General features: G+C 71.1%; 17 protein-coding genes and 2 pseudogenes. 5 read left to right on the plus strand and 14 right to left on the minus strand.

Annotation, left to right across the window (positions count from 1 at the left end):
* From ACFC8N_RS42015 to ACFC8N_RS42080, 14 genes and pseudogenes are all read right to left on the minus strand, one after another.
* A pseudogene (locus ACFC8N_RS42015) lies at positions 1 to 255 on the minus strand (hypothetical protein); the annotation flags it as partial.
* Positions 256 to 515: 260 nt separating this feature from the next.
* Positions 516 to 1,493 carry a sugar kinase gene (locus ACFC8N_RS42020; RefSeq protein WP_376294849.1) on the minus strand — a complete coding sequence of 326 codons (978 nt, stop codon included), beginning with the start codon at positions 1,491 to 1,493 and terminating at the stop codon, positions 516 to 518.
* Between the two features lie 10 nt (positions 1,494 to 1,503).
* Positions 1,504 to 2,409: an SMP-30/gluconolactonase/LRE family protein gene (locus ACFC8N_RS42025; protein WP_376294852.1), complete on the minus strand. Its 906-nt coding sequence runs from the start codon at positions 2,407 to 2,409 to the stop codon at positions 1,504 to 1,506.
* Entirely contained in the window at positions 2,406 to 3,041 is a 636-nt protein-coding gene (locus ACFC8N_RS42030) for a bifunctional 4-hydroxy-2-oxoglutarate aldolase/2-dehydro-3-deoxy-phosphogluconate aldolase (protein ID WP_376294854.1), read from the minus strand. The genes ACFC8N_RS42025 and ACFC8N_RS42030 overlap by 4 nt, the downstream gene beginning before the upstream one ends.
* Positions 3,042 to 3,067: 26 nt before the next feature.
* Positions 3,068 to 3,865, minus strand: a complete 798-nt coding sequence (locus tag ACFC8N_RS42035) for a hypothetical protein (protein ID WP_376294857.1) — start codon at positions 3,863 to 3,865, stop codon at positions 3,068 to 3,070.
* Complete coding sequence (gene dgoD, locus ACFC8N_RS42040) at positions 3,859 to 5,004, minus strand: galactonate dehydratase (RefSeq protein WP_356038131.1); 1,146 nt, start codon at positions 5,002 to 5,004, stop codon at positions 3,859 to 3,861. The genes ACFC8N_RS42035 and dgoD overlap by 7 nt, the downstream gene beginning before the upstream one ends.
* Positions 5,001 to 5,762, minus strand: a complete 762-nt coding sequence (locus tag ACFC8N_RS42045) for a FadR/GntR family transcriptional regulator (RefSeq protein ID WP_376294859.1) — start codon at positions 5,760 to 5,762, stop codon at positions 5,001 to 5,003. Before ACFC8N_RS42045 ends, dgoD begins: the two co-directional genes overlap by 4 nt.
* A 49-nt stretch (positions 5,763 to 5,811) precedes the next feature.
* Complete coding sequence (locus tag ACFC8N_RS42050) at positions 5,812 to 6,570, minus strand: SDR family NAD(P)-dependent oxidoreductase (protein WP_376294861.1); 759 nt, start codon at positions 6,568 to 6,570, stop codon at positions 5,812 to 5,814.
* A gap of 56 nt (positions 6,571 to 6,626) precedes the next feature.
* The gene (locus ACFC8N_RS42055) at positions 6,627 to 8,738 is read right to left on the minus strand and encodes an alpha-galactosidase (protein WP_376294863.1); all 2,112 of its coding nucleotides are present in this window, start codon (positions 8,736 to 8,738) and stop codon (positions 6,627 to 6,629) included.
* The gene (locus ACFC8N_RS42060; RefSeq protein ID WP_356038119.1) at positions 8,735 to 9,640 is read right to left on the minus strand and encodes a carbohydrate ABC transporter permease; all 906 of its coding nucleotides are present in this window, start codon (positions 9,638 to 9,640) and stop codon (positions 8,735 to 8,737) included. The genes ACFC8N_RS42055 and ACFC8N_RS42060 overlap by 4 nt, the downstream gene beginning before the upstream one ends.
* Positions 9,640 to 10,494 (minus strand): carbohydrate ABC transporter permease, encoded by an 855-nt coding sequence (locus tag ACFC8N_RS42065; protein ID WP_376294866.1) that lies wholly within the window; start codon positions 10,492 to 10,494, stop codon positions 9,640 to 9,642. The genes ACFC8N_RS42060 and ACFC8N_RS42065 overlap by 1 nt, the downstream gene beginning before the upstream one ends.
* Positions 10,495 to 10,538: 44 nt before the next feature.
* Complete coding sequence (locus ACFC8N_RS42070; protein ID WP_356038113.1) at positions 10,539 to 11,831, minus strand: ABC transporter substrate-binding protein; 1,293 nt, start codon at positions 11,829 to 11,831, stop codon at positions 10,539 to 10,541.
* Between the two features lie 152 nt (positions 11,832 to 11,983).
* On the minus strand, positions 11,984 to 14,095 hold the full coding sequence (locus tag ACFC8N_RS42075; protein WP_376294868.1) for a glycoside hydrolase family 27 protein: 2,112 nt from the start codon (positions 14,093 to 14,095) through the stop codon (positions 11,984 to 11,986).
* Positions 14,096 to 14,282: 187 nt separating this feature from the next.
* Positions 14,283 to 14,887 (minus strand): annotated as a pseudogene (locus ACFC8N_RS42080) (GntR family transcriptional regulator).
* Between the two features lie 541 nt (positions 14,888 to 15,428).
* On the opposite strand from ACFC8N_RS42080, the gene ACFC8N_RS42085 reads away from it, so the two are divergent.
* The 5 genes from ACFC8N_RS42085 (at position 15,429) to ACFC8N_RS42105 (ending at position 24,634) form a co-directional block, all read left to right on the plus strand.
* Positions 15,429 to 16,610, plus strand: a complete 1,182-nt coding sequence (locus ACFC8N_RS42085; RefSeq protein ID WP_356038101.1) for an ROK family transcriptional regulator — start codon at positions 15,429 to 15,431, stop codon at positions 16,608 to 16,610.
* A 351-nt stretch (positions 16,611 to 16,961) separates the two neighbouring features.
* Complete coding sequence (locus ACFC8N_RS42090) at positions 16,962 to 18,839, plus strand: carbohydrate-binding protein (RefSeq protein WP_376294871.1); 1,878 nt, start codon at positions 16,962 to 16,964, stop codon at positions 18,837 to 18,839.
* A 214-nt stretch (positions 18,840 to 19,053) separates the two neighbouring features.
* Positions 19,054 to 21,471 (plus strand): glycoside hydrolase N-terminal domain-containing protein, encoded by a 2,418-nt coding sequence (locus tag ACFC8N_RS42095; protein ID WP_376294873.1) that lies wholly within the window; start codon positions 19,054 to 19,056, stop codon positions 21,469 to 21,471.
* A 231-nt stretch (positions 21,472 to 21,702) separates the two neighbouring features.
* Positions 21,703 to 22,923, plus strand: a complete 1,221-nt coding sequence (locus tag ACFC8N_RS42100) for an SGNH/GDSL hydrolase family protein (protein ID WP_376294874.1) — start codon at positions 21,703 to 21,705, stop codon at positions 22,921 to 22,923.
* Positions 22,924 to 24,205: 1,282 nt separating this feature from the next.
* Complete coding sequence (locus ACFC8N_RS42105; protein WP_356038091.1) at positions 24,206 to 24,634, plus strand: hypothetical protein; 429 nt, start codon at positions 24,206 to 24,208, stop codon at positions 24,632 to 24,634.
* The last annotated feature ends 107 nt before the right edge of the window (positions 24,635 to 24,741 follow it).

Consider the following 24,741-nt stretch of genomic DNA (forward strand, 5'->3'; position numbering starts at 1 on the left):
GCCGTTCTCCCACTGGGAGACGTCGATCCCGTGCTCCTTCAGCTTGTTCGCGAGGCCGGCCGGAACCTGGACCTTGCCGTCGGCGCCGTCGGCCGACTGGGAAGCGGTGGCACCTGCGGCGCCGTTCGCCGTGTGCGAACCGGAGCCGCCGCAGCCGGTCGCGGTGAGCGCGAGGGCCGCGGCGAGCCCGGTGGTGGCGAGAACGGTGCGCTGCCGTCCGCGTCGACGCGCGAAGGGCACAGATATGGAACGCATGGTGCGATATCCCCCGTTGGAACGTGGCTCGCCCGGCCGTGTCGACACAGGCCGTCACTGAGGCGGTCACGCGTGCTGGGCGCACGGCCGAAGGAACCGCCTCTTCGCGCGACCCATTCCGCGCGCCACCCCGCTATGCCCGTGAAGTCGAGGGCGAGCGGAGGAGGCACAGTGAAAGTTCCCGGCAGGCCTCCTTTCACCGGATCGCGAGGACTACGTGTCTCTCACCACGTCAGTCGGGCGCGCAGCGTTACACACAATCAGTCGATCACGGCGGCCCGCCAGGTCTCCGCGTCGGCGTCCAGGAGCGCCGTGACGAGTGCGGGGTCCGGCAGCGGGCCGTGGTCCGCGGCGACCCTCAGGGCCGAGGCCGCGGTCAGATGGCCGAGGCGCAGGGCGCGGTCCACAGGCAGGCGGCGCAGCAGGCCGCTGAGGAATCCGGCGGCGAAGGCGTCGCCCGCGCCCACGGGTTCGGCGACGCGCACCTTCAGAGCGGGTACACGGTGGGCGGCGGCCCCTACGAATGCGGTGGCAGCGCGGTCCCCGTCCTTCACCACGAGGACCTGCGGCCCGGACAGGAGGTCACGAACCCCTTCGGCGTCGGTGATCCCGTCCCCCCACAGGGCTTGGGCCTCGTCGAGGCCGACGAGGGCGATGTCGGCCAGGTCCGCGAGCCGACGCAGCACGTCGGCGGCGGAGCGGCCGGCCCACAGGGCGGGGCGGTGGTTGACGTCGAAGCTGACGGGCCACGGGCGGTCGGGGCGCAGCGCGCGTTCGACGAGGGCGCGGCAGCCGGGCGACAGGGCGGGGGTGACTCCGCTGAGGTGGACGAGTGCGGCGCCCGTGAGCGCCGGGTCGTCGAGTACGTCGGGGGTGAGGGCGGAGGCGGCGGATCCGGCGCGGTGGTAGTGGACCCGGGTGCCGTGCGCGCCCGGGTCCTTGAGCAGGAGCCCGGTGGGCCGTTCCGGGTCGGTGCGGACGCCGCTCACGTCGACGCCGCCCGCGGCGATCCGGGCGCGGACGCGACGGCCGAAGGGATCGTCGCCCACCGCGGAGACCCAGCGGGCGGGGACTCCGTGGTCGGCAAGGTAGAGGGCGACGTTCGACTCGGCGCCCGCGATGTCGACGCGCAGCAGGTCGGCGCCGTCCAGCGGCCCGAGGGGGTCGGGGGCGAGGGCGGCCATGGTCTCGCCGACGCAGACCACGGGGCCGTGACGCAGTGGCCGATGGGTGCTCATGGTGGGTTTCCTAGGGTGTGTCGGCGCGGTCCGCCGGGACGGGGGTGGAGGGGAGCGCCGGGCGGTACGGGGCGGCGGGGGCGCCGGGGACGTCGACCCGGACCGCGAAGACGGCGCCGTCGAGGGGTCCCGGGGCGGGCAGGCCGATGTGCGCGCTGGTGACGAGGAGCGTACGGCCGTCGGGGCCGCCGAGGCAGAGTCCCGCGGGCTGGCCGGCGGGCAGGTCGACGATGCGGTCGAGGCTGCCGTCGGGGCGGTAGCGGTGGACCTGCCCGGTGCCCCAGACCGCGGTCCACAGACAGCCCTCGATGTCGGTGGTCATGCCGTCGGGGCTGCCGGAGTCGAGGGCGACGAAGGGTTCGGGGGTGCCCGGGTCGCCGCTCACGGGGTCGATCGGATAGCGGCGGATGACGCCCCGGGCGCTGTCGGCGAGATACATGACGGTTCCGTCGACGCTGAAGGCCGGGCCGTTGGGAACCGTGACGTCCCGTAGGACCCGGGTGACGCGGTCGTCGCGGTCCAGGCGGTAGAGGGAGCCCGCGTCCTCGGTGGCCGAGTACGCCATGCTGCCGGCCCAGAAGCGCCCGTGCGGGTCGGCGACGCCGTCGTTCATCCGCATCGGCACGGGTGCGCCGTCCTCGGGGCGCGCGATCCAGTCGACGCGGCCTGCGGGGTCGATACGGCAGATGCCGGTGTCCGCCGCCGCGATCCAGTGGCCGGGGCGCCCCTCCACCGGTGCCACGGCGCCCAGGGGGCACGGCAGTTGAGTGATCGGTCCGAGCGGCGCGTCGGGCCCGTCGGGCAGGGCGAGCAGTCGGCCGGTGAGGATGTCGGTGAGCACGGCGCGGCCGTCCGTCCAGCGGATGCCCTCGCCCAGTTCCAGGCGGTCGGTCCCCAGGACCGCGGGGGCGGTCACGGGCGTACCTCGACGCGGACCACGTCCCGAAAGACGCGGGCGCGCTCGCGCAGGGCCGTGCGGTCGCCGCCCGCTGCCGCGTCGCCGACCAGGGGCGATCCGACACCGACGGCCGTGGCACCCTCGCGCAGATAGGCGGCGGCCGCTGCGGCGTCCACGCCCCCGACCGGTACGAAGGGCAGGTCCGGGAAGGGGCCGCGCAGGTCCCGCAGATAGCCGGGCCCCCCGGCGCTGCCTGCCGGGAAGAGCTTGAGGGCGTCGGCGCCGAGCCGCTGGGCCTGGAGGATGTCCGTGGGCGTCAGCACGCCCGCGAGCACGGGGAGTCCGAGTTCGCGCCCGGTGGCGATGCCGTCGCTGACCGCCGGGGTGACGAGGAAGGCGGCGCCGGCCTGCCGGGCGGCACGGGCGTCGTCGGAGGTGAGCACGGTTCCGGCGCCGAGCGTGGCGTCGGGGCCGAGCGCGGCGCGGGCCCGCGCGATGACATCGAGCGCGTCGCGCCCGGAGAGGGAGACCTCGATGAGGGTGACGCCCTCCTCGGCGAGGGTGAGCACGGTTGTCAGCGCGGCGTCCGGGTCGCTGCCGCGGACGATGGCGAGCAACCGGTGGGCGCGCAGCGCGGCGAGCAGGTCCATCCGGAATCCCTTCTGGTGACGGGTGTTCAGGGGCGGCGGTGCGCGGTGACGGTGAGCCGCCAGGCAACCTCGCCGCTCGGCGGTACGACGGCGGTGTCGCCGTCGCCCGCCGCGGCGCGGTCGAAGACGCGCCCGAGCATCGGCTCGACGCCGATCGACCGGTACGGCGCGTCCCGGGGGAAGCCGCCGAGGTTGCGCCAGAGGGCGACCGCGACCGGCTGTCCGGCGGTCTCCACGGACAGGTGCAGTGTGTCGGCGCCGTCGTGTACGGACACCTGGGAGGTGAGGACGACCGCGCCGACTGCGCTCCCGTCGTCCGGGCCGAGCCGGTCCAGCGGTACGCCGTCGACGGTGGGCCAGGCGCCTGCGATCCAGCGGTCGCCCTCGTCCGGGTAGAGCCGTGTGACCGCCGGTCCGTCGACGCCGATCCGGGCGGCCGGAGAGAGGTCGAGCAGGGCGTGGGCGGCCCATACGAAGCGGTAGCCGGGCTCGGCGGCGAGCGTGTAGTCGGCGACGACCGCGTCCCCTCGCTCGCGGATGCGCCGGGCCAGGCGGAAGTCGGGACACTCCACGATGTCCTCCTCCCCGGCCCGCCGCCAGGGCCGCGACCAGGCGTCCCCGTGGTCGGGCAGTCCGCGCACGGTGGGCGCGCACTCCTCCAACCCCCCGGCGTCGGCGAAGGGTTCACCGGGCCGGACCGCGTGGCGGCGGGGCTCGTCGCGGTGCCACAGCCATGCGCGGCCGCCCGCGGTCAGCGATGTCCAGCGCCCTCCGTGGTCCACGTCGGTGGTGACGCGGACGGGCAGCAGCGTGGCGCTCACCATTCGGCGAAGGAGCCGTCGGCATGCCGCCAGACGGGATTGCGCCAGGCGTGGCCGGACCGGTCGGCTGCGCGCACCGCGTCCTCGTCGACGGCGATGCCGAGTCCGGGCAGTGCGGTGCGGTGCGCCTGGCCGTCGACGAAGCGGAAGGGCTCGGTGTCGACCAGGTAGGACAGCAGGTCGGCGTCCTTGTTGTAGTGGATGCCCCGGCTCTGCTCCTGGATCAGGAAGTTGGGCGTGGCGAAGGCGACCTGGAGGCTGGCGGCCAGCGCGACGGGGCCGAGCGGGCAGTGCGGCGCCAGATGAGCCCCGAAGGTCTCGGCGAGCGACGCGATCCGGGTGACCTCCGATATCCCGCCGGCGTGCGACAGGTCCGGCTGGGCCACGGCGACGCCCGCGGTCAGAGCCGGGAGGAACTCGGCTCGCCCGTAGAGCCGTTCACCGGTGGCGAGCGGCACCGGCGAGGCGGCGACCAGGCCCGGCAGCAGGTGGGCCTGCTCGGGCAGGACGGGCTCCTCCACGAACAGCGGGTGCAGCGGGGCTATCTCGTGCAGCACGCGGCGCGCGTTGGCGGCGGCGAAGCGGCCGTGGAAGTCGACGGCGACGTCGCGGTGCGGGCCCAGGGCCTCGCGGGCGGCCGCCACGCGCTCGACGACGGCGGCCGTCTCGGCGGGGCTGCCGATCGGCGGAGTGCGTCCGGCGGCGTTCATCTTGACGGCGGTGAAGCCGGCCTCCACCTGGGCGGTGACCTCCTCCTTGAGTCGCTCGGGTTCGTCGCCGCCGACCCAGGCGTACACCCGTACCGTGTCGCGGACCGGTCCGCCGAGCAGGGTGTGCACCGGCACCCCGAGGGCGCGGCCGGCGATGTCCCACAGGGCCTGGTCGATGCCGGCGACGGCGCTGGAGAGGACCGGGCCGCCTCGATAGAAGCCGCCCTTGCTCAGCACCTGCCAGTGGTCCTGGATGCGCAGCGGGTCCTGGCCCACCAGGTACTCCGCCAGCACCTCGACGGCCGACCGGACCACCTCGGCCCTGCCCTCCACCACCGGCTCGCCCCAGCCGACGACGCCGTCGTCGGTCTCGATGCGGCAGAACAGCCAGCGGGGCGGGATGAGAAAGGTCTCGACGCGCGCGATCTTCACTGTGTCCGGCCGTCCTTTTTCTCGGGTGAAGCGTCCACGCCCTCGGACGCCTGCGGGCCGCTGACCTTGTCGAGATCGCGCGTCGCCTGGTCGAGCAGGGCGCGCATGGCGAGTTCGGCGGCGTCCGGGGCCCGGTCGCGCACGGCGTCGAGGACGGCGCGGTGGCTGGGGACCGGGTCCTCGCTGTGCGGGGCGCTGTGCACGAGCTGGTCGCGCTGGGCGAGGCCCGACTCGATGACCATCTCCATGCGTTCCAGCAGTTCGTTGTGGGTGGCCGCGAGCAGTGCCCGGTGGAAGGCGAGGTCGGCCTCGACGGCGTCGCTCGCGCCGCCCCCCTGGCCCATGGCGGTCAGCGCGGCCTCCAGCGCCTCCAGGTCGGCGTCGGTGCGCCGGTCCGCCGCGAGGCGTACGGCCGCGGGTTCGATGATGCCGCGGACCTCGCCGAGGTTGCGCAGCAGTGCGAGGTCGGCACCGGTGCCGCTGCTCTCGGCGAACTGCCAGCGCAGCACGTCGGCGTCGAGCAGGTTCCAGTCGGAACGGGGCCTGACGAAGGTGCCGCGCTTCTGCCGGGCGTCGACCATGCCCTTGGCCGCGAGCACCTTCAGGGACTCGCGCAGGGCCGTCAGGCTGACGTCCAGCTCACTCTGCAGGGCCGCCATGTCGAGCGTCGCTCCCTCGGGGATCTCGCCGCTGAGCACCCGGCGGGCGAGGGTCTCCACGGTCTGGCCGTGCACTCCGCGGCGCGCGTATGGCGTCATGTTCTATGCCTTTCTTGCCGTTCGATGGGGGCTGAAGCGGTCGGCTCTGTCAGGCCGAGGCCTTGGTGACGCTCCAGCCGCCGTCCACGAGCAGGCTCGATCCGGTGATGTAGGAGGCTTCGTCGGCGGCGAGGAAGGCGACGGCGGCGGCGACCTCCTCGGGGGTGCCGAAACGGCGGGCCGCGGTCTGCGCGACGCTGAGCTCGCGGTCGGCCTGCGGCACCCGGTCCCAGGCGGCGGTCAGGATCGGCCCCGGCAGCACCGCGTTGACCCGGACGTCCGGGCCGTACTCGACGGCGAGTTGACCGCACAGCGAGAGCAGGGCGCCCTTGCTCGCCGCGTACGCCGGATGGCCGGGGATGCCCCGGTGCGCGTGCACGGAGGAGACGAGCACCACGGCCCCGCCGTGCGCGCGCAGGTCCGGCAGTGCCGCCTTGACCCCGAGGAAGGCACCGGTGAGATTGACCGAGAGCTGGCGCTCCCAGGAGGCGAGAGTGGCCTCGTGGGCCGGTGCGACGGCCACCGTGTACGCGTTGCTCACCAGGACGCCCACGGGCCCGAAGCCGTGCGCGGCGGTGATCACCCGCTGCCAGTCGTCCTCGCTCGCGACGTCGGCGGCGACGAAGAGGGTCCGGGCCCCGTCCTTGCGCAGCCGCTCGGCACTCTCCTCGCCGCGCTCGGCGGCGATGTCGACGAGGACGACGGCCGCGCCCTCCGCGGCGAGACGAGCCGCGGTGGCCGCGCCGATGCCCGACGCGGCCCCCGTGACGACGGCGACGCGGTTGGTGAAGCGGGCGGCTGGATTCATGGGGTGGATCTTCTCCTGTTCGAGAGGCCGATGGGGTGCAGATTCTTCCGCTGTCGTCACCGACGGGCCAGAACGGTCAGCTCCGCGTCGTGTTCGGCGGTCCAGGCGAACGGCAGCCCCGAGTGGAGCAGATACGCGCCGCTGTAGCGGGTGCCGGTGGCGGTGTCGGTGTAGACGGACTCCGGGGCGAGGCCCCGCAGGCGGAGCCGGGCGGGCCGTCCGGGCACCAGGGGCGCGCCGTCCAGCGGTCCGGTGTTCCATGCCGTCACCACCACCCGGGCACCGCCGCGTTCCTCAAACTGGACGCCGCACGTCGGGTCGTCGGGGCTGCCCAGCAGACGGACCTCGCCGTGGTGGACGACGTCCCGGATCTCCTTGTAGCGGGCGATCCACCGCGCGGCCTCGGCACGCTGCTCCGGTGTCCAATGGCGGATGTCGGCGCCGACACCGAGCACACCGGCCATGGCGGTGACGAAGCGGAAGGCGAGCGAGCGCGGCCGGGGGTCGAAGACGCCGGGGGCGTCGGTGACCCAGGAGCTCATGGTGTGCGGGGCGTGTGCGTGGAGGTAGCCGTACTGGATGCGCAGTCGGTCCATGGGCGCGGTGTTGTCGCTGGGCCACATCACGTCGGTGCGGGCGATGGTGGCGTGTTCGACGCGGGCGCCGCCGCCGGCGCAGCCCTCGACCGTGACGTGCGGGTGGGCGGTGCGCAGCTGGTCCAGCCCGCGGAGGTAGCCGGCGACGTGCGCGGCGTCGAGGTCCTGCCGCTCCGGGTCGGGTCCCGCCGGGTGGCCGGGGCGGCCGCGTTCGGTGGGCGGCCGGTTCATGTCCCACTTGAGGTAGCCGATGGCGTGGGAGCCGAGCAGCCGGTCCAGGGTGCCGATGACGAACTCCTGGACGTCCTCACGGCCGAGGTCGAGCAGCAGCTGGTTGCGCACGAGTGTGACCGGGCGGCCGTCGATGCGGTACACCCACTCGGGGTGCTCGGCGTAGAGCTTCGAGCGCGGGCTGACGCCCTCGGGCTCGACCCACAGGCCGAAGTCCATGCCGAGGGCGCGGACGTCCTCGACGAACCGGTCGAATCCGCCGGGGAATTCGGCCGGGTCGGGGTCCCAGTCGCCGAGACCGCCGGTGTCGTCGGCGCGCCCGGTGAACCAGCCGTCGTCGACGACGAAGAGTTCGGCGCCGAGCTCGGCGGCGGCCTTGGCGAGCTCCAGCTGGCCTGCGGCGTCGACGTCGAAGCCGGTGGCCTCCCACGAGTTGTAGAGGACCTTGCGGGGCCGGTCGATCCGCTCGCCGGTCAGTTGCCGCTCGTAGCGGTGCCAGACGCGAGCCAGGCCGTCGAGACCGTCCGGGCTGAAGGCGCAGGCCAGGCGCGGCGTGACGAGGGTGGTGCCCGGGGCCAGGCGGACGGCGCCCTCGTGCGGCACGCGGCCGGCGCGGACGCGCACCGCGCCGCCGGGCTCGGCGTCGGCGGTGATCCGCCAGTTGCCGGACCACTCCAGTGCGATGCCGTAGGTGGGGGTGGCTCCCTCGGCGGGGGCGGCGGCGTCCTGGACGGCGAGCCAGGGGTGGTAGGCGTGCCCCGCCGAGCCCTGGGTGCTCTCCAGCTCGAAGCGTCCGCGCTCCAGTTCCACGTCCTTGAGCTGGAACTCCTGCGACCACTGGCCGGCCAGATAGGTCAGCCGCGCGCCGCCCTGGACGGGCACGTTGACGGCGGCGGAGTCGAAGCGCTCCAGCCGCACCTCGTCGTCACTGGTGCAGGTGAGCTCCGTCCAGCGCAGGACGACGTCGGTACCGGGCACCGTCTCGTAGCACAGCGTGGTGTGCAGTCCGAGGAGGTCGTCGGCGAACACCAGGCGCAGTGCGCGGTCGCCGTCCTGCGTGGCGCCGTCGAACCGCCACCAGCTGCCGCGGTCGCCGCCGGGGCGGGAGGCTACCAGGTCGGCTCCGGTGAACGGCCGCAGTCCGTACGGAATGTACTCGGCCGGGGCGGTGTCGGCGGGGGTGATGAAGTGGGTGCGGCGCGACCAGTCCAGGGGCGACGGTCCGTCCTCGGCGCCGTGCGGCCCCCAGGCGGCGAGTTCGGCCCAGCGTCCGTCGCCCCCGAGCGTGACGGCGTAGGTGGTGGTGTCGGTGCGCAGCAGCCACCGGTCGGACGCGGTCACTTCACGGCTCCGAGGTTCAGTCCGGCCACGAAGTGACGCTGGAAGCGGAGGAAGACGGCCACCGTCGGGGCGGCGGCGATCACCGAACCGGCCGCGATGACGTTCCACATGGACACGTACTGGCCCTGGAGTCCGATCAGCGAGGCGGTGATGGGCATCTGGCTGTCGGTGCGCAGCACCGTGATGGCCCACAGCAGGTCGTTGAAGATCCAGGTGAACGACAGGGCGGTCAGCGCGGCCAGTGCCGGGCGGGCCAGCGGCAGGATGATCCGCCAGTAGATCTGCCAGGGGCCCGCGCCGTCGATGACGGCGGCCTGCTGGATCTCGCCGGGGATCGCCCGCATGAAGCCGTGCAGGACGAAGACGTAGAAGCCGACGCCGAAGCCGACCTGCACCCCGACCAGGGCGTACAACCGGTCGTAGATGCCGAGTATTTCGCTCATCCTGGAGACCGGGATCAGCAGGATCTGCGGGGGCAGCAGGTTGCCGCCGAGCATGACCAGCAGCAGGACGCGCCGGAGAACCAGGTCGTAGCGGCTGAGCGCGAAGGCCGCCATGGAGGCGAGGCCGAGCGAGAGCGCCACGGTGGGGATGGTGACCAGCATGCTGTTGATGAGGGCACGCTGCTGGCCGCCGTCCACCCACGCCTGACGGAAGCCGTCGAAGGTGAACGAGTGCGGCCAGCTGCCCACCCCGTGCGCGGCGATGTCGTCGAACGTCCGGGTGCTGGTGATGAGCACGAGAACGATCGGCAGCAGCCACAGCGCGGACAGCAGTCCCGCGGTGAGGTGGAATCCGGTGGTGCGCAGCTTGCGGCTGTCCAGGACGGAGCGGTGGCGCGCCGCGACCTTGGCGGGGCCGGCCTGGCGCTCGGTGTGCGCGGTGGCGTGGGTGGCGGTCATCAGTCGGCCTCCCGGAAGGCGCGCACGAGGTAGCTCACGATGACGCCGAAGGCCAGCACGAAGATGACGACGGCGAGCGCGGAGCCGTATCCCAGGCGCAGGGACTGGAACGCGGTGGAGTACATGTAGGTGCTCAACAGTTCGGAGGAGTGGTAGGGGCCGCCGCGGGTGAGCGCCCACACCACGTCGAACGAGCGCAGCGAGTCGATGACGATCACCGACAGGACCACCACGTTGACGCTGCGCAGCTGCGGAAGCGTGATGTACCGGAACTGCTGCCGGCGGGTGGCGCCGTCGACCCTGGCCGCCTCGTAGAGCGCGGGGTCGACGCCCTTGAGGCCTGCCAGGTACAGCACCATCACATAGCCGACCTGGCGCCACAGCGCGGGCACGATCACCGCGTAGAAGGCGGTGTCCTGGTCGGCGAGCCAGGCGTGCTTCCAGCCGCCGAGACCGACGGCCTGAAGCACGTTGTTGATCAGTCCGTCCGGCTGGTACATGGCCTGCCACACCAGCGCGGTGGCGACCAGCGAGAAGACCACCGGCAGGAAGAGCGCCGCCCGGTAGAACCCGATGCCGCGCCGCTCCTTCTGGAGCAGCATCGCGGCACCGAGCCCGAGCACGGCGGAGAGCCCGCCGAAGAGCAGCAGCCACAGCACCGTGTTGATCGCGGCGGTGCGGAAGACCGTGTCGTGCACCATCTCGCCGTAGTTGCCGAGGCCGACGAACTTCGGTGCCGCCAGGCCGTCCCAGGACGTCAGGGAGAGGTAGAAGCCCTGGAGGGCCGGCCAGAAGACCCAGAACGCCTCGGCGAGCAGCGGGACGAGGACGAAGGCCAGGACCACCGGGGGCACCCGAGTGGCCCTGGACCGAGGTGCGGATCCGGTCAGCGCCATCGTCACTGGCTCCAGATCTTCTGTGCGCTGCGCTGCCACGTGGTGAGGATGGAGCCGATCTCCTTGGGCTTGGCCAGGTAGTGCACCAGCGCCGTGTCGGCGGTCGGCTGGAGCGCGTCGCTGGAGTCCCGGTTGAAGAACTGCGTCACGTCGGCGGCGCTCTCGATGAGCTTGCGGCCCTTGAGGACGAGCGGGGTGCCCGCGTCCTTGGCGTCCGGGTGGGTGGGCAGCGTGGTGCCGGACGAGCTCTTGAGGTAGAGCTCCTGTGCCTCGGCGGTGGCGAGGTAGCGCAGCAGCTCCTTGACGCCGTCGGCGCGCTCGGTGCGGGCGCTGGCGAAGTAGCCGTCGGTGGGCGCCTCTTCGACGACCGGCACCTTCGGGTCGATGATCGGGAACTGGAAGAAGTCCAGGTCGCCCAGAGCGTCCTTGGGCGCGGCGTCGGCGAAGAAGGTGCCGATGAGCATCATGCCGGTACGGCCCTGGAGCAGGGCGGTGGTGGCGTCCTGGAAGGGGATCGCCGTGCCGTTGGGGTCGAAGTACGGGCGGACCTCGTCCCACCTGTCGAAGACCCTGCGGACCTCGGGGTCGTCGAAACGGTGCTTCCCGGCGAGGAGTTCGCGGTGGTACGTGGCCCCGTTGACGCGGATGTCGAGGTAGTCGAACCAGGCGGAGGCGACCCACGGGGTGTCGCCGCCGGCGCCGAGGCCGATCGGCGCGACACCCTTGCTCTTGAGCTTGTCGCACAGGTTGAGGAACTCGTCCCAGGTCTTGGGCTCCTGCACGCCCCACTTCGCGAAGTTGGACTTCCGGTAGAACATGCCCCACCAGTAGTAGCTGGTGGGCACGAAGACCTTCTTGCCGCTGGAGGCCGAGGTGCACAGCTTCTTCAGCGCATCGGAGTAGCCCGAGAGCTCGGGCTTCGTCCAGATGTCGTCGAGGTCGAGGAGCAGGTCCTTCTTGGCGTACGACTCGGCGACGGAACCGGGGTACCAGGTGTAGACGTCCGGCGGGTTGGCCGACGTGAGGTACGTCGGCAGCTGCGTGCGGAAGGTCTCCGACGCGACGGTGTTGAGCTGCGCCTTGGCGCCGCCGCGCTTGTCGAAGGCGGCGACGAGCTGCTGCATCGCGGTCTTGGCCTGCGGCGAGGAGAGGTTGGACTGAAGGGTCACGGGGCCGCCGGGCTTTCCTCCAGAGGCGGACGGGCTCTGGGTGACGCAGCCGCTGAGCAGCGCGCCGGCGCCGACTGCGCCCGTTCCCATGAGGAATCTGCGGCGGGTGGCGTTGAAGACGGTCATCTGTGCACTCCCTTGGTGCCCACGGAACGGAGCTTGCGGCCCCCTGACGGCCCGGCTCCGGGCGCGGCAGGCACAGCCTGGCGCAGGGTCAGGGAGCCGGTCAAGATTAATTACTAATTTATTTTCTTGAGGCTGCGGGGTGAACGCGAAGCTCAGAGCCCGGTCTGGTGGACGCGCCCATCCACTCCGCGGAAGGCGGCCAGCACGCCACCGTCCGGCCCGGCCACGGCACCGATCGCACCGTCGAAGGCGCCGCTGACGAAGTCGTCGTCCTTGCTCCAGCCGGCCCAGCCGCCGGACGCGGTCCAACTGCGCGTCCAGAGCGTGTAGTCACCGGCACGGGCGTACAGGCGCACCGTGTCACCGGAGGCCACCAGTGTCGGGCTGCCGCTGGTCGTACCGCCGAGGGCCGTCCAGTCCGACCAGGCGCCGGAGGCGTCGCGGGTCCGCGTCCAGACCGAGTCGTCGGGGGTGCGCACGGCCACGTGCAGGCGGCCCGCGTCGTCCACGACACCGGACGGACGGCCGTAGAACGCCCTGTCCTGCGGGGCGCCCTGCGAGGTCCAGCCGGAGACCGGGCCGCGCGACCACAGCCTGCCGTCCGCGCCCCGGGCGAGGAGCGTCCAGTCGTCCGGGCCCGCGAAGGCCGCGGTCGGCGCGTCCGTCAGCGTGCCGCCGAGGCTCTGCCAGCGGCCCCAGTGCCCGTTCGCGTACACGCGCCGGTAGGCGGCGTCGTCGGTACCGCGGACGAAGACGTCGATCCGTCCGCCGGCCGAGGCGTACGCGGCGGGCTGGCCGAGGATACGGCCGCGCGTCGGGCCGCCCAGATCGGCGGTACGGGCCTCGGACCAGTCACCGCCGCGCGCGGCCTGCGCCCGCAGCGACCCGTCCGTACCGCGGGTGAAGACGGTCAGGGTGTCGCCGTCGCGCACCAGGGCCGGACTCGCCGAGGAGCGGCCGGGCAACTGCGCGCCCGGTGCGTCGTCGGTGCCGGTCAGCTTGAGGAACGCGGTGCCGTGCGCGGGCACGTGCACGGTGTACGAACCGGTGAAGGTGCCGCGCGAGGTGCGGGCCCGCAGGTCGCGCACGGCGACCTTGCCCGTCAGACCGGCGTCGGCGAAGCTCACCGTGCGGTCCTGCGCCTGGTCTGAGCGGTTGAGCAGGACGACCGCCCGCTTGCCCGCGCCCTGAAGGACCTTGCTGTAGACGTCGCCGACGGAGTCGGTGGCCACGCGGGCGCCCTGGATGCCCAGCGGGTCCTGGTCGACGGCGATGATCTCGGGGTTGCGCAGGGTGTCGAGCATGGACTGCGACAGGGTGCGCGGGTCGCTGCCGAGCATCAGCGGCGAGGCCATCTCTGCCCACATCACGAACTGGGTGGTGGACTCCTCCTGGTTGAGCTCGTAGCCGCCATCGGCGAGCTTGCGCATCGGGATGAGGTAGTCCGGGTCGTTCCAGTGACCGGGGCCCTGGGCCTCGGGGTGCCAGGCGTTGGCATCCATGTTGCGCAGGATGTTCGGCCACTCCCCCGCCGTCGGGGTACCCCAGGCGATGTCGGTGCCGGTGCGCCAGGAGTCGGCGGTCGTCGGACCGTAGACGAAGGTGTTGTGCGCGTCCTGCTCGGGGGTGTGCGGCATGCCCCAGTCGTCGGTGAGCGGGTTGCACAGGTTGAGCAGCATCTTCCGGCCGGACTTGGCGACCGCGTCGCTGAACTCCTTGAAGGCCGGGCCCGGGTCGAGCCCGGCGCCGATGCCGCAGAGGAAGTCCACCTTGACGGCATCGATCTTCCAGCCGGCGAACTGGCGGGCGTCCTGCTCGTAGTGGCCGCGGCTGCCGAGCCCGCACCACTTGCCGCCGTCGTACTCGCCCGCGTCGGTGTAGATGCCGGCCTTGAGGCCACGCCTGTGAAGGTACGTCACCAGTGCCGGGATGCCGGAGGGGAAGCGCGTGGGGTTGGCCACGAGCCGGCCCGTCTCCGGGTCACGCGGCTGGTCCGCCTGCCAACCGCCGTCCAGCCAGACGATGTTGTAGCCGCTGTCGCGCAGCCCGCTGCTGACGAGGTAGTCGGCGACCTTTTTGACCTGGTCCTCGGTCGGGGCACCGAGCCCGTAATAGGTGTTCCATCCCATGTACGGCGTGGGGGCGAGGCCGCTGTCGTAGTACTGCGGCGCACCCTGGTCGTCCGCGGCGTGGGCCGCCGGAACGGCCGACCCGACCAGTACCACGGCGCCGAGCGTCGCCGCGGTCCGCCACACACGCACCATCACTGCACGATGCGAAGCCACTGAGTTCTCCCGAGAGTTGGGGGCACGGGGCACCCCGCTCCGGTCGTACCGGGGGTCGGTGCCACGGCGGAAACTGTGCCCAGACCCCTGAAGCCTGTCAATATTAATTGCTAATTAACTTAAAAACGGGACTCGAAGTGCGGTTCCCGGACCGCCGGGACCCCGGTCAGGCCTTCGGCCCCTGGCTGAGCTGGCGCTGAAGGCTGCGTGTGAGGTGGTCCGTCATGGCTTCCGCGGCACGGTCGTGCTTGCGGCGCAGGATCGCGCGTACGACACGTTTGTGCTCCGCCAGCGTGGGGTCGTCGGCGCCCCTGCCACTCGTGAGGCGAAAGACATGCAGATGGGAGTGGAGCCGCCCTACCGCATCGGCGAGCAGCGGACGATGCGAGGCCGCCGCGATCGCGTCGTGAAAACGCTGGTCGAGTGCGGCGAAGTCGCGGTAGTCCGCGTACCGTCCCGACGGCCCAGGATGAGTCTGCATCTCCTCCACGAGCCGCTCGATGGCATCGAGTTGCTCCTCGGTTGCGCTGACGGCCGCGAGCGCCGCCGCTCTCGGTTCCAGGAGGAGTCGCATTTCGAAGAGCTCCTCAAGGCCCTCGCGGGTCAGCAACTCCGTCGCCCGGTACCCGGAGAGGGACCTCTTCACCGCAAGTCCGTCCGACTCAAGCCTGGCCAGCGCCTCATGGACGGGCGTGGGCGAAACGCGAGAGCACGCGACAGAGCCTCGATGCCCACGCGTGCGCCGGGAGCGATCTCATGATCCATGACCATGGCCGCTGTCCGAAAGGACCTGGCGAACAGAACCGGAGAAACTGTCGTGCGGTGGCATCCGTCCTCCTGCTCCTGATGCTCCGGGGCTGTCGGGACGAAGGTAGTTAAACGAGGTGAGGGCGTTGCCCTGAGCCGTCCGAGCCGGGCAACTCAGCGGTGACAACCGCGGTCAGCGGTGTGAGATTCCACAGACGGCCATCGTCCGGGTGGACGACGGGGCAGGCGTCGGCAACGCCACGGCACGTGCAGCCGGTAGGCGTTCACGGCCGTGCCGCCGAAGACGCCGGCCCGTTCGTGCACGCTGAGCCCGGCCGTCAAACCGCGGGCCGCATCGAGCACCTCCCCGTAGACGGCAGACATGGGTCCTCACGTTCAGAGAGTGCCGCGCAGGAGCAGGCCGCAGCCAACCCTGCCTTGGATCCCGCGCCAACGCCCGCCCAGGGTCTCTGGATTACAGGTTCTTCCTGATCAACTCATAGTCTTGAAAAAGACAGTGCTTTCTTTATTGACAGCGAAAAATAACCTCCCTAAGTTTCCGGCCATGCGCTCGACCCCCTCTCACGAGGCGGTCCCGGCGATGACGCCGGCCGCTTCCCTGGTCTTCACCACCCTGCTCTCCCACGGACCGCTCACCCGGGCCGAGGTCGGGCGGCGGACCAGGCTTTCTCCGGCAGCGGTCACCAAGGCGGTCCGTCCGCTGATGGAACTCGGCTATCTCGTCGAGGGCGTGGACGAAGAGGCGCGGCCGTCGGTGGGACGCCCGGCCAACCTGGTGTGGGTGGACGGGGGCAGGGCGCTGTTCATCGGGATCAAGGTGACGGGCGACGAGATCATCGCCGTGCTGGCCGACCTGTGTTGCCGTATCCGGATCTCCCGGCACGAGCCCCTCACGGGCCGCGAGCCGGGAGCGGTGCTCCCCGCCATCACGGCGCTGGTACAGGAGTTGCTCACCGAGGCCGACGGATTCGGTGAGAGCGTACGGGGACTGGGCATCGCGATCTCGGGGGACGTGGACCGCGCGGACGGCGTGGTCCGCTACTCGCCCTTCCTTGAGTGGCGGGACGTGCCCCTCGCGGAACTCGCGGGGACCACGACCGGACTGCCGGTCACGGTCGACAACGACGTGCGGGCGCTCACGGTCGCCGAGCACTGGTTCGGCGCCGGTGTCGGACTGTCGGACTTCGCCCTGGTGACCGTGGGCGCCGGCGTCGGCTGCGGCCTGGTGGTGCACGGCCGGGTGGTGTCGGGCGCGCACGGCGTGGCCGGCGAAATCGGGCATCTGTCCCTCGACCCGCTCGGCCCGCTTTGCCACTGCGGCAACCGGGGGTGCGTGGAGGCGATCGCGGCGGACCCCGCGATACTGCGCGCAGTGCGCGCGGCGACGGGCAAGCCGGTGACCGACGCGGCCGAGGCGCTGGACCTGGCCCACGGCGGAGACGCGAGGGTGCGCGCGGTCTACGCGCAGGCAGGCGAAGCCATCGGCAAGGCCATCGGCTCCCTGGTGAACATCTTCGGGCCCGAAAGGGTGATCATCTCCGGCGAGGGCCTGGCCGCCTACGACCTCTTCGCCGAAGGCGTCCGGGACGCGTTCGCCGCTTCCGCCTTCGGTACCGCTTCGCAGTGTGCCGTGCTCACACGTCCGCTGCCCTTCGATGAGTGGGCGCGCGGGGCCGCGGCCACCGCGATCCAGTCCTTCATGGCGTCGGACACGTACGAGGAGTGAGGAGTAGCGATGACGTTGCAGAGCCGCAGCCCGTAGACCGCCGCCAGGAGCCGGCCGCCGCACAGTGCTCCACGGGCTGTCCGGTGTCGGCCGCCACCCTGGCCGTGCCCACTCTCGCCACCCATCGCGCGGGGCCCTTTCAGAAGGACAGCGGCCTCACGGCACGGGCACACGCGGTACCTCGCGACACCTTCCGCACGCGCATGCCCACCTGCCTACAGGGCAACGCGATTCCCACGCTCCTGGTGCACTTCACGCTGCGGCGACGGTTCATCAGCGAGCTCACCGACGCCCGTCCCCCACCGGGTAGCACCGCACCATTCCTCTCACCCCGCCGCCAGGAGGCGACCCATGCGGTCATCCCCCTACAGAGCCCTGCGCGAGGCTCTCCCCCGCTTCCCACGCCGTACCATCAGAGCCACGCTGGTCCTGGCCGTCTCGGCCGGACTCGCCACAGCGGTCCCCGCCGCCGCCACCGGGGCCACGGCCGCCGCCGGCAAGTCCCCGATCGCAGCCACCACCTCGGCCGCGACCACGGCGGACACCACCTCCGGCCTGGCGGCCAAGCCGTACATGGGCTGGTCCAGCTGGAGCATGCAGTCCTCCCAGTACCCGGGCCTGAACCCGGACGGCAACTACAGCTACCTCACCGAGGCGAACGTCCTGAAGCAGACGGACGCCCTCGCCACCACGCTGAAGAAGTACGGCTACACCTACGTCAACATCGACGCCGGCTGGTGGATGGACCGCAACTGGACGTCCGAGTTCGACCAGTACGGCCGGCAGACCCCCGACCCCGTCCGGTTCCCCCACGGCATGAAGTCCGTCGCCGACCACATCCACTCCAAGGGGCTCAAGGCCGGCATCTACCTCCCCGTCGGCCTGGAGAAGGGTGCGTACGGCGACGGCAAGGCGCCGATATGGAACGCCCCCGGCTGCACCACCGCGGACATCGTCTACCCGGACCTACGCACCACCAACGGCTGGGACAGCGCCTACAAGCTGAACTTCGACAACCCCTGCGCGCAGAAGTACATCGACTCCCAGGCGCAGATGCTCGCGGACTGGGGCTATGACTTCCTGAAGCTGGACGGGGTGGGCCCCGGCTCGTTCAAGTCCGGTGACAACTACAACAACGTCCCGGACGTCGCCGCCTGGCACAAGGCCATCGCCGACACCGGTCGCCCCCTCCACCTGGAGCTGTCCTGGTCCCTCGACAGGGGCCACGCCGCCGACTGGAAGAAGTACGCCAACGGCTGGCGCATCGACACCGACGTGGAGTGCTACTGCAAGACCCTCGTCACCTGGGAGAACTCAGTCAACGACCGGTGGGACGACGCCCCCGCCTGGAGCCGCGAGGCAGGCCCGGGCGGCTGGAACGACCTCGACGCCATCGACGTCGGCAACGGGGCCATGGACGGCCTCACCAATGCCGAGCGGCAGAGCTACCTGACCCTGTGGGCCATCAACAAGTCGCCTCTGTTCACCGGTGACGACCTCACCAGGCTGGACAGCTACGGCCTCTCCCTGCTGACCAACCAGGAAGTCATCGGCGTCGACCAGAACGACTCCCCCGTCGCACGTCCCGTCACCCCGATGGGCAACGAGCAGGTCTGGGGGACCAAGAACTCCGACGGCAGCTACACCGTCGCCCTCTTCAACCTCGGCAACTCGCCGGCCTCCGTCACCGCCAACTGGGCATCCTTCGGGTTCACCGGCACCGCCTCCGTACGCGATCTGTGGAACCACCAGAACCTCGGCACATACAAGAACAGGATCACCGCGACGCTGCCCGCACACGGCTCCCGGCTGCTCACCGTCAGGCCCGGCGGAGCTCGGCTTGCGGCCACCGCTTACGAGGCCGAGTCCGCGGACAACACCCTCACCGGGAACGCCTCCGTCGCCACCTGCGACGCCTGTTCGGGCGGCAAGAAGGTCGGCAACCTCTACCTCGACAGCAAGCTCCAGTTCAACGACGTCAAGGTGAAGAAGAACGGCATCTACACCATCAGGGTCGCCTACGTCAGCGGCGACCCCCGCTCGGTGACCGTCTACTCCAACAGCGGCAACGGCACCAGCCTGAAGTTCCCCTCCACGGGCGACTGGAACACGGTCGAAACGGTCACCGTCCAACTGGGCCTGAAGGCGGGCTCCAACACCATCACCTTCGACAGCGGCTGGGACTACTCGCCCGACATCGACAGGATCGACGTACCCAAGTCCCCCTGACCCCTCCCGCGGGTCCCGGCTCCGACACGACCCGGGGCCCGCGCCCTGGACCGTCCCGCCCCCCACGGTCTCGGAGCACACGGGGTGGCACGCCCGCCGTACTCACCTCCCGCACCACCCGGGCGTACGCCCGCCGTGCTCGCCTCACCCAGCGCCCGACGGCCCCCGTCCGTCCTTCCCGCATGCGCCGTTCCCCGGACATGGAGTGCACACCATGGACACCCAGCACACCGAATCGCGCGACAACCACCCGAGCCGCAGGGGCTTCCTCGCCCTTGCCGCCGCAGCCGGGACGGCCGCCGCCCTCGGCGGTCTCCCCGTCTTCACCGCCTCCGCGGCCCCCTTGCGCCCCACGTCCTCGCCCCTGCTGTCCGCGGCCGCCGCCGCGAAGAACCAGCTGTGGTGGCAGGCTCCCGGCGACTCCAACTCGATGATCCAGCAGGGTCTGCCGGTCGGGAACGGGCGCCTCGGCGCGCTCGCGAGCAACGACCCCTCCAGCGAGCTGCTGACCATCACCGATGCCTCTCTGTGGACCGGCGGTCGCAACGACACCCTCCAGAGCGACGGCCAGTTCCCCTACGGGCGCGACGACTTCGGCTCCCTCACCCTGCTGGCCGAGCTCACCGTCGACATCCCCGCGCACGACCTCGGCTCCGTCGACCACTACCGTCGCACCCTGGACCTGGCACAGGGCCTTGTCAGCGCGTCGTACGACCTGTCCGGCGTCACCTACCAGCGGCAGATCTTCGCCAGCCGCCCCGACGACGTCATCGTCCTGTACTTCTCCCAGCGGGGCGGCGGCACCTACACCGGTACCGTCTCCCTCGCCGGCACCCACGGCGAGTCCACCACCGCCGACAGCGCCCGCCGCTACGCCTCGTTCGGCGCCTCGTTCGCCAACGGCCTGAAGTACGGCGCCGCCGTGACGGCGCACAGCAGCACCGGCAAGGTCGTCGTCGAGGGTACGGCGATCTCCTTCAGAGGCTGCAAGGATCTCACCGTCGTGGTCAGCGGCGGCACCGACTACGCGCCCGACGCTGCTGCCGGCTTCCGCGACCCGTCCCTGGCCCCGGAGCGCCTGGCACGGACGAAGGTCCTGAACGCGGCCGGTCACTCCGCGAGCACGCTGCTGTACACCCACGTAGCCGACTTCCGCCCGGTGTTCGAGCAGCTCGACATCCATCTCGGCACGTCGTCCACAGCACAGCGCAGGCTGGACACCTGGCAGCGGGTGCAGGCTCGCTACCGGGACAACGTCCCCGACCCGGAACTGGAGGCCGCCTACCTTCAGTTCGGCCGGTACCTGATGATCTCCGGGTCGCGGGGCACCCTGCCGATGGGCCTGCAAGGTCCGTGGCTGGACGGCAACAACCCGGACTGGATGGGCGACTACCACACCGACATCAACGTCCAGATGAACTACTGGATGGCCGACCGGGCAGGCCTGTCCGACTGCTTCGACGCCTTCGCGGACTACTGCCTCGCGCAGCTGTCCTCATGGACGGACGTCACCCAGCGGTTGTTCAACAGCTCCACCAACAGGTATCGCAACTCCAGTGGAAAGGTGGCCGGTTGGGCCGTGGCCTTCTCCACCAACCCATACGGCGGCAGCGGTTGGTGGTGGCACCCGGGCGCCAACGCCTGGCTCTGCCAGAGCCTGTTCGAGCACTACGAGTTCACCCAGGACCGCGCCTACCTCGAAAGGATCTATCCCCTCGTCAAGGGCGCCGTGGCGTTCTGGGAGGCCCGCCTCGTCACCACGACGGTCACCGACGCCTCCGGAGTCTCGCGCGAGGTCCTCGTCGACGACTGCGACTGGTCCCCCGAGCAGGGTCCGCAGGACGCCAAGGGCATCACCTACGCCCAGGAACTGGTGTGGAACCTCTTCGGCAACTACCACACCGCGACCCAGGTACTCGGCAGGGACACCTCCTACGGCGCGACCGTCGACGGTCTGCGTCAGCGCCTGTACCTGCCGGTGGTCAGCCCAACGACCGGCTGGCTGGAGGAGTGGATGTCTCCCGACAACCTCGGCGAGACCACCCATCGGCACCTCTCCCCGCTCTTCGGCCTCTTCCCCGGCGACCGGATCCGCCCGGACGACTCCACGCCGAAGGACATCCTCGCCGGCGCGACGGCTCTCCTGACGGCCCGCGGCATGAACAGTTACGGCTGGTCCAACGCCTGGCGCAGCCTGTGCTGGTCGCGGCTGAAGAACCCGGAGAAGGCCTACCAACTCGTCGTCAACAACCTGAAGCCGTCGGCGGGCGGCAGCAACGGCACGGCACCGAACCTCTTCGACATCATGGATATGGGGGGAGGCCGCGGTATCTTCCAGATCGACGCCAACTTCGGCACCCCCTCGGCGATCATCGAGATGCTGGTCTATTCGCGGCCGGGTCACGTGGAGTTGCTGCCCGCCCTGCCCGCCGCGTGGGCGGCATCCGGCTCGGTGTCCGGCGTCGGTGTCCGCGGCGGCTTCGTCGCCGACCTCAGGTGGAAGAACGGCAAGGTCACTCAGGTGACGCTGAAGAGCGTCGGTGGCCGTAACACGACTGTCTTCACGGGCGGAGCCTCGCGGAAGATCAGCCTCAAGCCCGGCCAGTCCGTCACGCTGGGCAACTTCGGCTGAGGCCGCTCCCCAGTCGGTTCCGGAAGAAGCAATTCATGGTGTCCGCGGCGCGCGGCACGTCTTCGCGGGTGCACAAGGGACGATGCCGCCCCGCGTACCCCCGGGGCAGCACAGCCGGAGCCGGTGAGCCGAGTCCACCGCGGACGACGAGAAGAATGGAGATCGACGATGTCCCCCGACAAGGAAGGCGTGGCGGCTTGTCGACGGCCACGCCGCAGAACCCTGACGACCGTGTTCGGCGCGCTGACCAGCGTGGCCCTGACGGTCGTCCCGTTGAGCACCGCGAACGCGGCAAGCGCCGCCACGTCCTCGTCGCAGAGCAAGGGCACCCGGGTCAGTGCCTGGTCGCCCAGCATGACGACCGGCGGTCCGTCCTTCAGTAACCGGACCATCCGGATGGTGGTGCACAGCAGCGTCGCGGGCTCGGGCGCACGCATCACCCTGTCCAACCGGTACAGCACCACGCCGCTCGACGTCACCGAGGCGGACATGGCGGTCCAGGCGAGCGGTGGCGAGGCGACGCGCGGCACCATCCGGAACATCACCTTCGGCGCCTCCCGCCACGTCACGATCCCCGCCGGCGCCGAGGCCGTCAGCGACATCATCCCGATCTCGGTCAGCGCCGGGGAGAACCTGCTCGTCAGCCTCTACGCCCCCGGCACGACGGGAACGTCGACCTGGCACTCCGACGCCTTCGACACCACCTACATCGCCTCCGGCAACCACGCCGGCGACGACACCGCCGCCTCGTTCGGCACCACCACGACCTCGTGGTACTACCTGGCGGGATTTGACGTCCTGTCATCGACCGCGCGGGGCACCGTCGTCGCCTTCGGCGACTCCATCACCGACGGCTACCATTCCTCGACCGGCACCTACACCCGGTGGCCCGACTTCCTCGGACGCCGACTGGGCGCCCGACCGGGCCCGCGGAAACTGGGTGTCGTCGACGCCGGCATCGGCGGCAACCGGGTCCTCACCGACGTCCCGAACCTGTGGCAGGGGGTCAGCGCCCTCAAGCGCTTCGGGCACGACGCCCTCGGTCAGCCAGGCGTCAAGGACGTGATCCTCTTCGAAGGCATCAACGACATCGGAAACAACGCCGGCCCCACCGGCCAGCCGCTGACGGCCCGGGACCTCATCAACGGCTACCGCACCCTGATCGGCGAGGCGCACGCCGCCCACGTCGACGTCATCGGCGCCACTCTGATGCCCGACGAGGGCAACGGCTACTACACGCGCGCCGCCGAGGCGATCCGCCAGAGCGTCAACCAGTGGATCCGCACCAGCGGCGCGTTCGACGGCGTCGTCGACTTCGACAAGACCATGCGCGACCCCGCGAATCCAGCCGCCCTCAACCCGGCCTACGACTCGGGGGACCACATCCACCCCGACGACGAAGGCATGAAGGTCATGGCCTACGCGATCGACCTGCGGCTCCTGCGCACCTGACACGGGCAAGCACCGGTCCATGACTGCCCAGGGCACCCGAACCAGCCCGGCCCGCGCCCCCCGTTCGGCACCCAAGACCGCGTCCTACGTGGTGAGGCGTCGTCGGTCTCGTGATGGGGCGGACGCGGCAGCCGGGGCAGGCCGTACGGGGCGCCGTTGTGCACCTTGGCCGCGGTGCAGCCCTGAGCGACGGCGTTCGAGACACCTTGAGGTAGCCGTCCACGGTCGGGGACGGCACGGTGCTCGCGTACGCACGGATCCTGTCGCGGCAGACGCAGAGGCACTTGCAGAGCGGGAGATTGACGGCCTTGACGTTGATGTCTGAGAGACAGCTGTCCGCCGCGGCAAGCGCCCGGGAGTGAGTGTGGAACGGCAGGACCCGCGCCACCTTCTGGGAGATCGCCCCGACGTCGTAGCTGTCCGTCCGACACAGCAGTCGCGTACCAGTTCAGCGCCGTAGTCTCCCTCGACGCCGTCCCTCTGTCCGCAGGACCTGGACGAAGCTGTCCTCACCGCCGTGGGCGAGGCCGTACGCGTAGGGGCGGCCGACGGCAGTGGTGGTCACGACGAGCCTTGATGATGTCGGCTCCCGTGCGAACGCCGGAGTCGAGGAGTACGGGCATGCCAACCGGGGACATGAACAGCGGGGGCGGACCGAGGCGGCCTTCCTCGTGATCGACTGCGCTGCGGGGGCCGCCGCCGGGGTCACCCGGGCGCTGAGCACCCACCCGCACATGCCCACGATCGAGCATGCGGCCGCCGGCCACGACATACGCGCCATCGTCGCCACCCGCGACCCGCCGGCTCTCTCCCTCTACACCCTGGACCTGCTCCCGCGTCTTCCCGGCATCGCCGCCGTGGAGGCCCAGCTGACCAGCCCGCCTTCGGCTCACGATTGGGCCCCGGGCCCGCCTCGACGACACCAGCCCACGCAGCAGCGCTGCTCCCCCCTCTCCCATCGACCCATCGGCACTGGACATGCTTCCGGGGACTCGATGCCTGCTCCCGGATCTCCGTCGAAGCAGGTCAGGGCCGGGGTCCGCTGTCTTGCCCGTATACGCACCGCTCGCGCCAGCCGCTCCCTTCCTGTGCGCTGTGATGGGCTTCACCGTAAACATGAGGCACCCCTCGGGTACGCTGGGCAGAGCCGAACATGAGGACCCCCTCCGGATGTCTCCCGCAGCTCGGCACCCGGCTGATCCGGGATTTCCGGATCGCACAACACGGACATGACAGCGGTCGCCACATCGGCGGACTCGCGGCACATCACAAGGAAATGACTATGAACAGGTGGATCAGGCGCGTCTCGATCGCTGTTGCTTCCACGGCACTGGCAGGCGGAGCCCTTCTCGGAGCCAGCGGCTCGGCATCAGCAGCGACGGCCCCGGACCCCGCGGAGCACACGCAGTCCTCAATCGCCGCCTTCGCTACCGGCAGCGACCGTGATGACCACCGCGAGGACGGATACGGGAGCGGTCACCACGCGGAACAGGACAACGGCTGGGACGCCCCCCGCGGCTGGTACACGAACGACGACGGCCAAGGTCACCACGACGGCCGCCATCACTACCGCACCTGGGAAGAGCGTTGGGACGGCCGCCACCTGTACGTCTGGGACGGGCACCGTTGGGAGGAGGCAACGACGTGGTACGGCGTCGGCGGCGACCGCTGGTACCTGGACCAGGTCGCCTGGTATCTGCACCAGAGCTGATGCGGCCGCAGGCCATCACGGTCGGTTTGACGAGCCGCAACGACGTGGCCAGCGGAGCGGACGGGGGCGGGCGCCAAGAGCCCCCGCCACAGGCCGCCGGGGGCCGG

This window comes from Streptomyces sp. NPDC055966, assembly GCF_042269865.1.
Classification (GTDB): Bacteria; Actinomycetota; Actinomycetes; order Streptomycetales; family Streptomycetaceae; genus Streptomyces.

Excerpts from the sequence above, each read along its gene's own strand:
- ACFC8N_RS42020 (WP_376294849.1), bottom strand. The coding sequence starts at position 1,493 with ATGAGCACCCATCGGCCACTGCGTCACGGCCCCGTGGTCTGCGTCGGC.
- ACFC8N_RS42090 (WP_376294871.1), top strand. The coding sequence starts at position 16,962 with ATGCGGTCATCCCCCTACAGAGCCCTGCGCGAGGCTCTCCCCCGCTTC.
- ACFC8N_RS42070 (WP_356038113.1), bottom strand. The coding sequence starts at position 11,831 with ATGACCGTCTTCAACGCCACCCGCCGCAGATTCCTCATGGGAACGGGC.
- ACFC8N_RS42085 (WP_356038101.1), top strand. The coding sequence starts at position 15,429 with ATGCGCTCGACCCCCTCTCACGAGGCGGTCCCGGCGATGACGCCGGCC.
- ACFC8N_RS42060 (WP_356038119.1), bottom strand. The coding sequence starts at position 9,640 with ATGACCGCCACCCACGCCACCGCGCACACCGAGCGCCAGGCCGGCCCC.
- ACFC8N_RS42095 (WP_376294873.1), top strand. The coding sequence starts at position 19,054 with ATGGACACCCAGCACACCGAATCGCGCGACAACCACCCGAGCCGCAGG.
- ACFC8N_RS42050 (WP_376294861.1), bottom strand. The coding sequence starts at position 6,570 with ATGAATCCAGCCGCCCGCTTCACCAACCGCGTCGCCGTCGTCACGGGG.
- ACFC8N_RS42030 (WP_376294854.1), bottom strand. The coding sequence starts at position 3,041 with ATGGACCTGCTCGCCGCGCTGCGCGCCCACCGGTTGCTCGCCATCGTC.
- ACFC8N_RS42045 (WP_376294859.1), bottom strand. The coding sequence starts at position 5,762 with ATGACGCCATACGCGCGCCGCGGAGTGCACGGCCAGACCGTGGAGACC.
- ACFC8N_RS42075 (WP_376294868.1), bottom strand. The coding sequence starts at position 14,095 with ATGGTGCGTGTGTGGCGGACCGCGGCGACGCTCGGCGCCGTGGTACTG.
- ACFC8N_RS42035 (WP_376294857.1), bottom strand. The coding sequence starts at position 3,865 with ATGGTGAGCGCCACGCTGCTGCCCGTCCGCGTCACCACCGACGTGGAC.
- ACFC8N_RS42105 (WP_356038091.1), top strand. The coding sequence starts at position 24,206 with ATGAACAGGTGGATCAGGCGCGTCTCGATCGCTGTTGCTTCCACGGCA.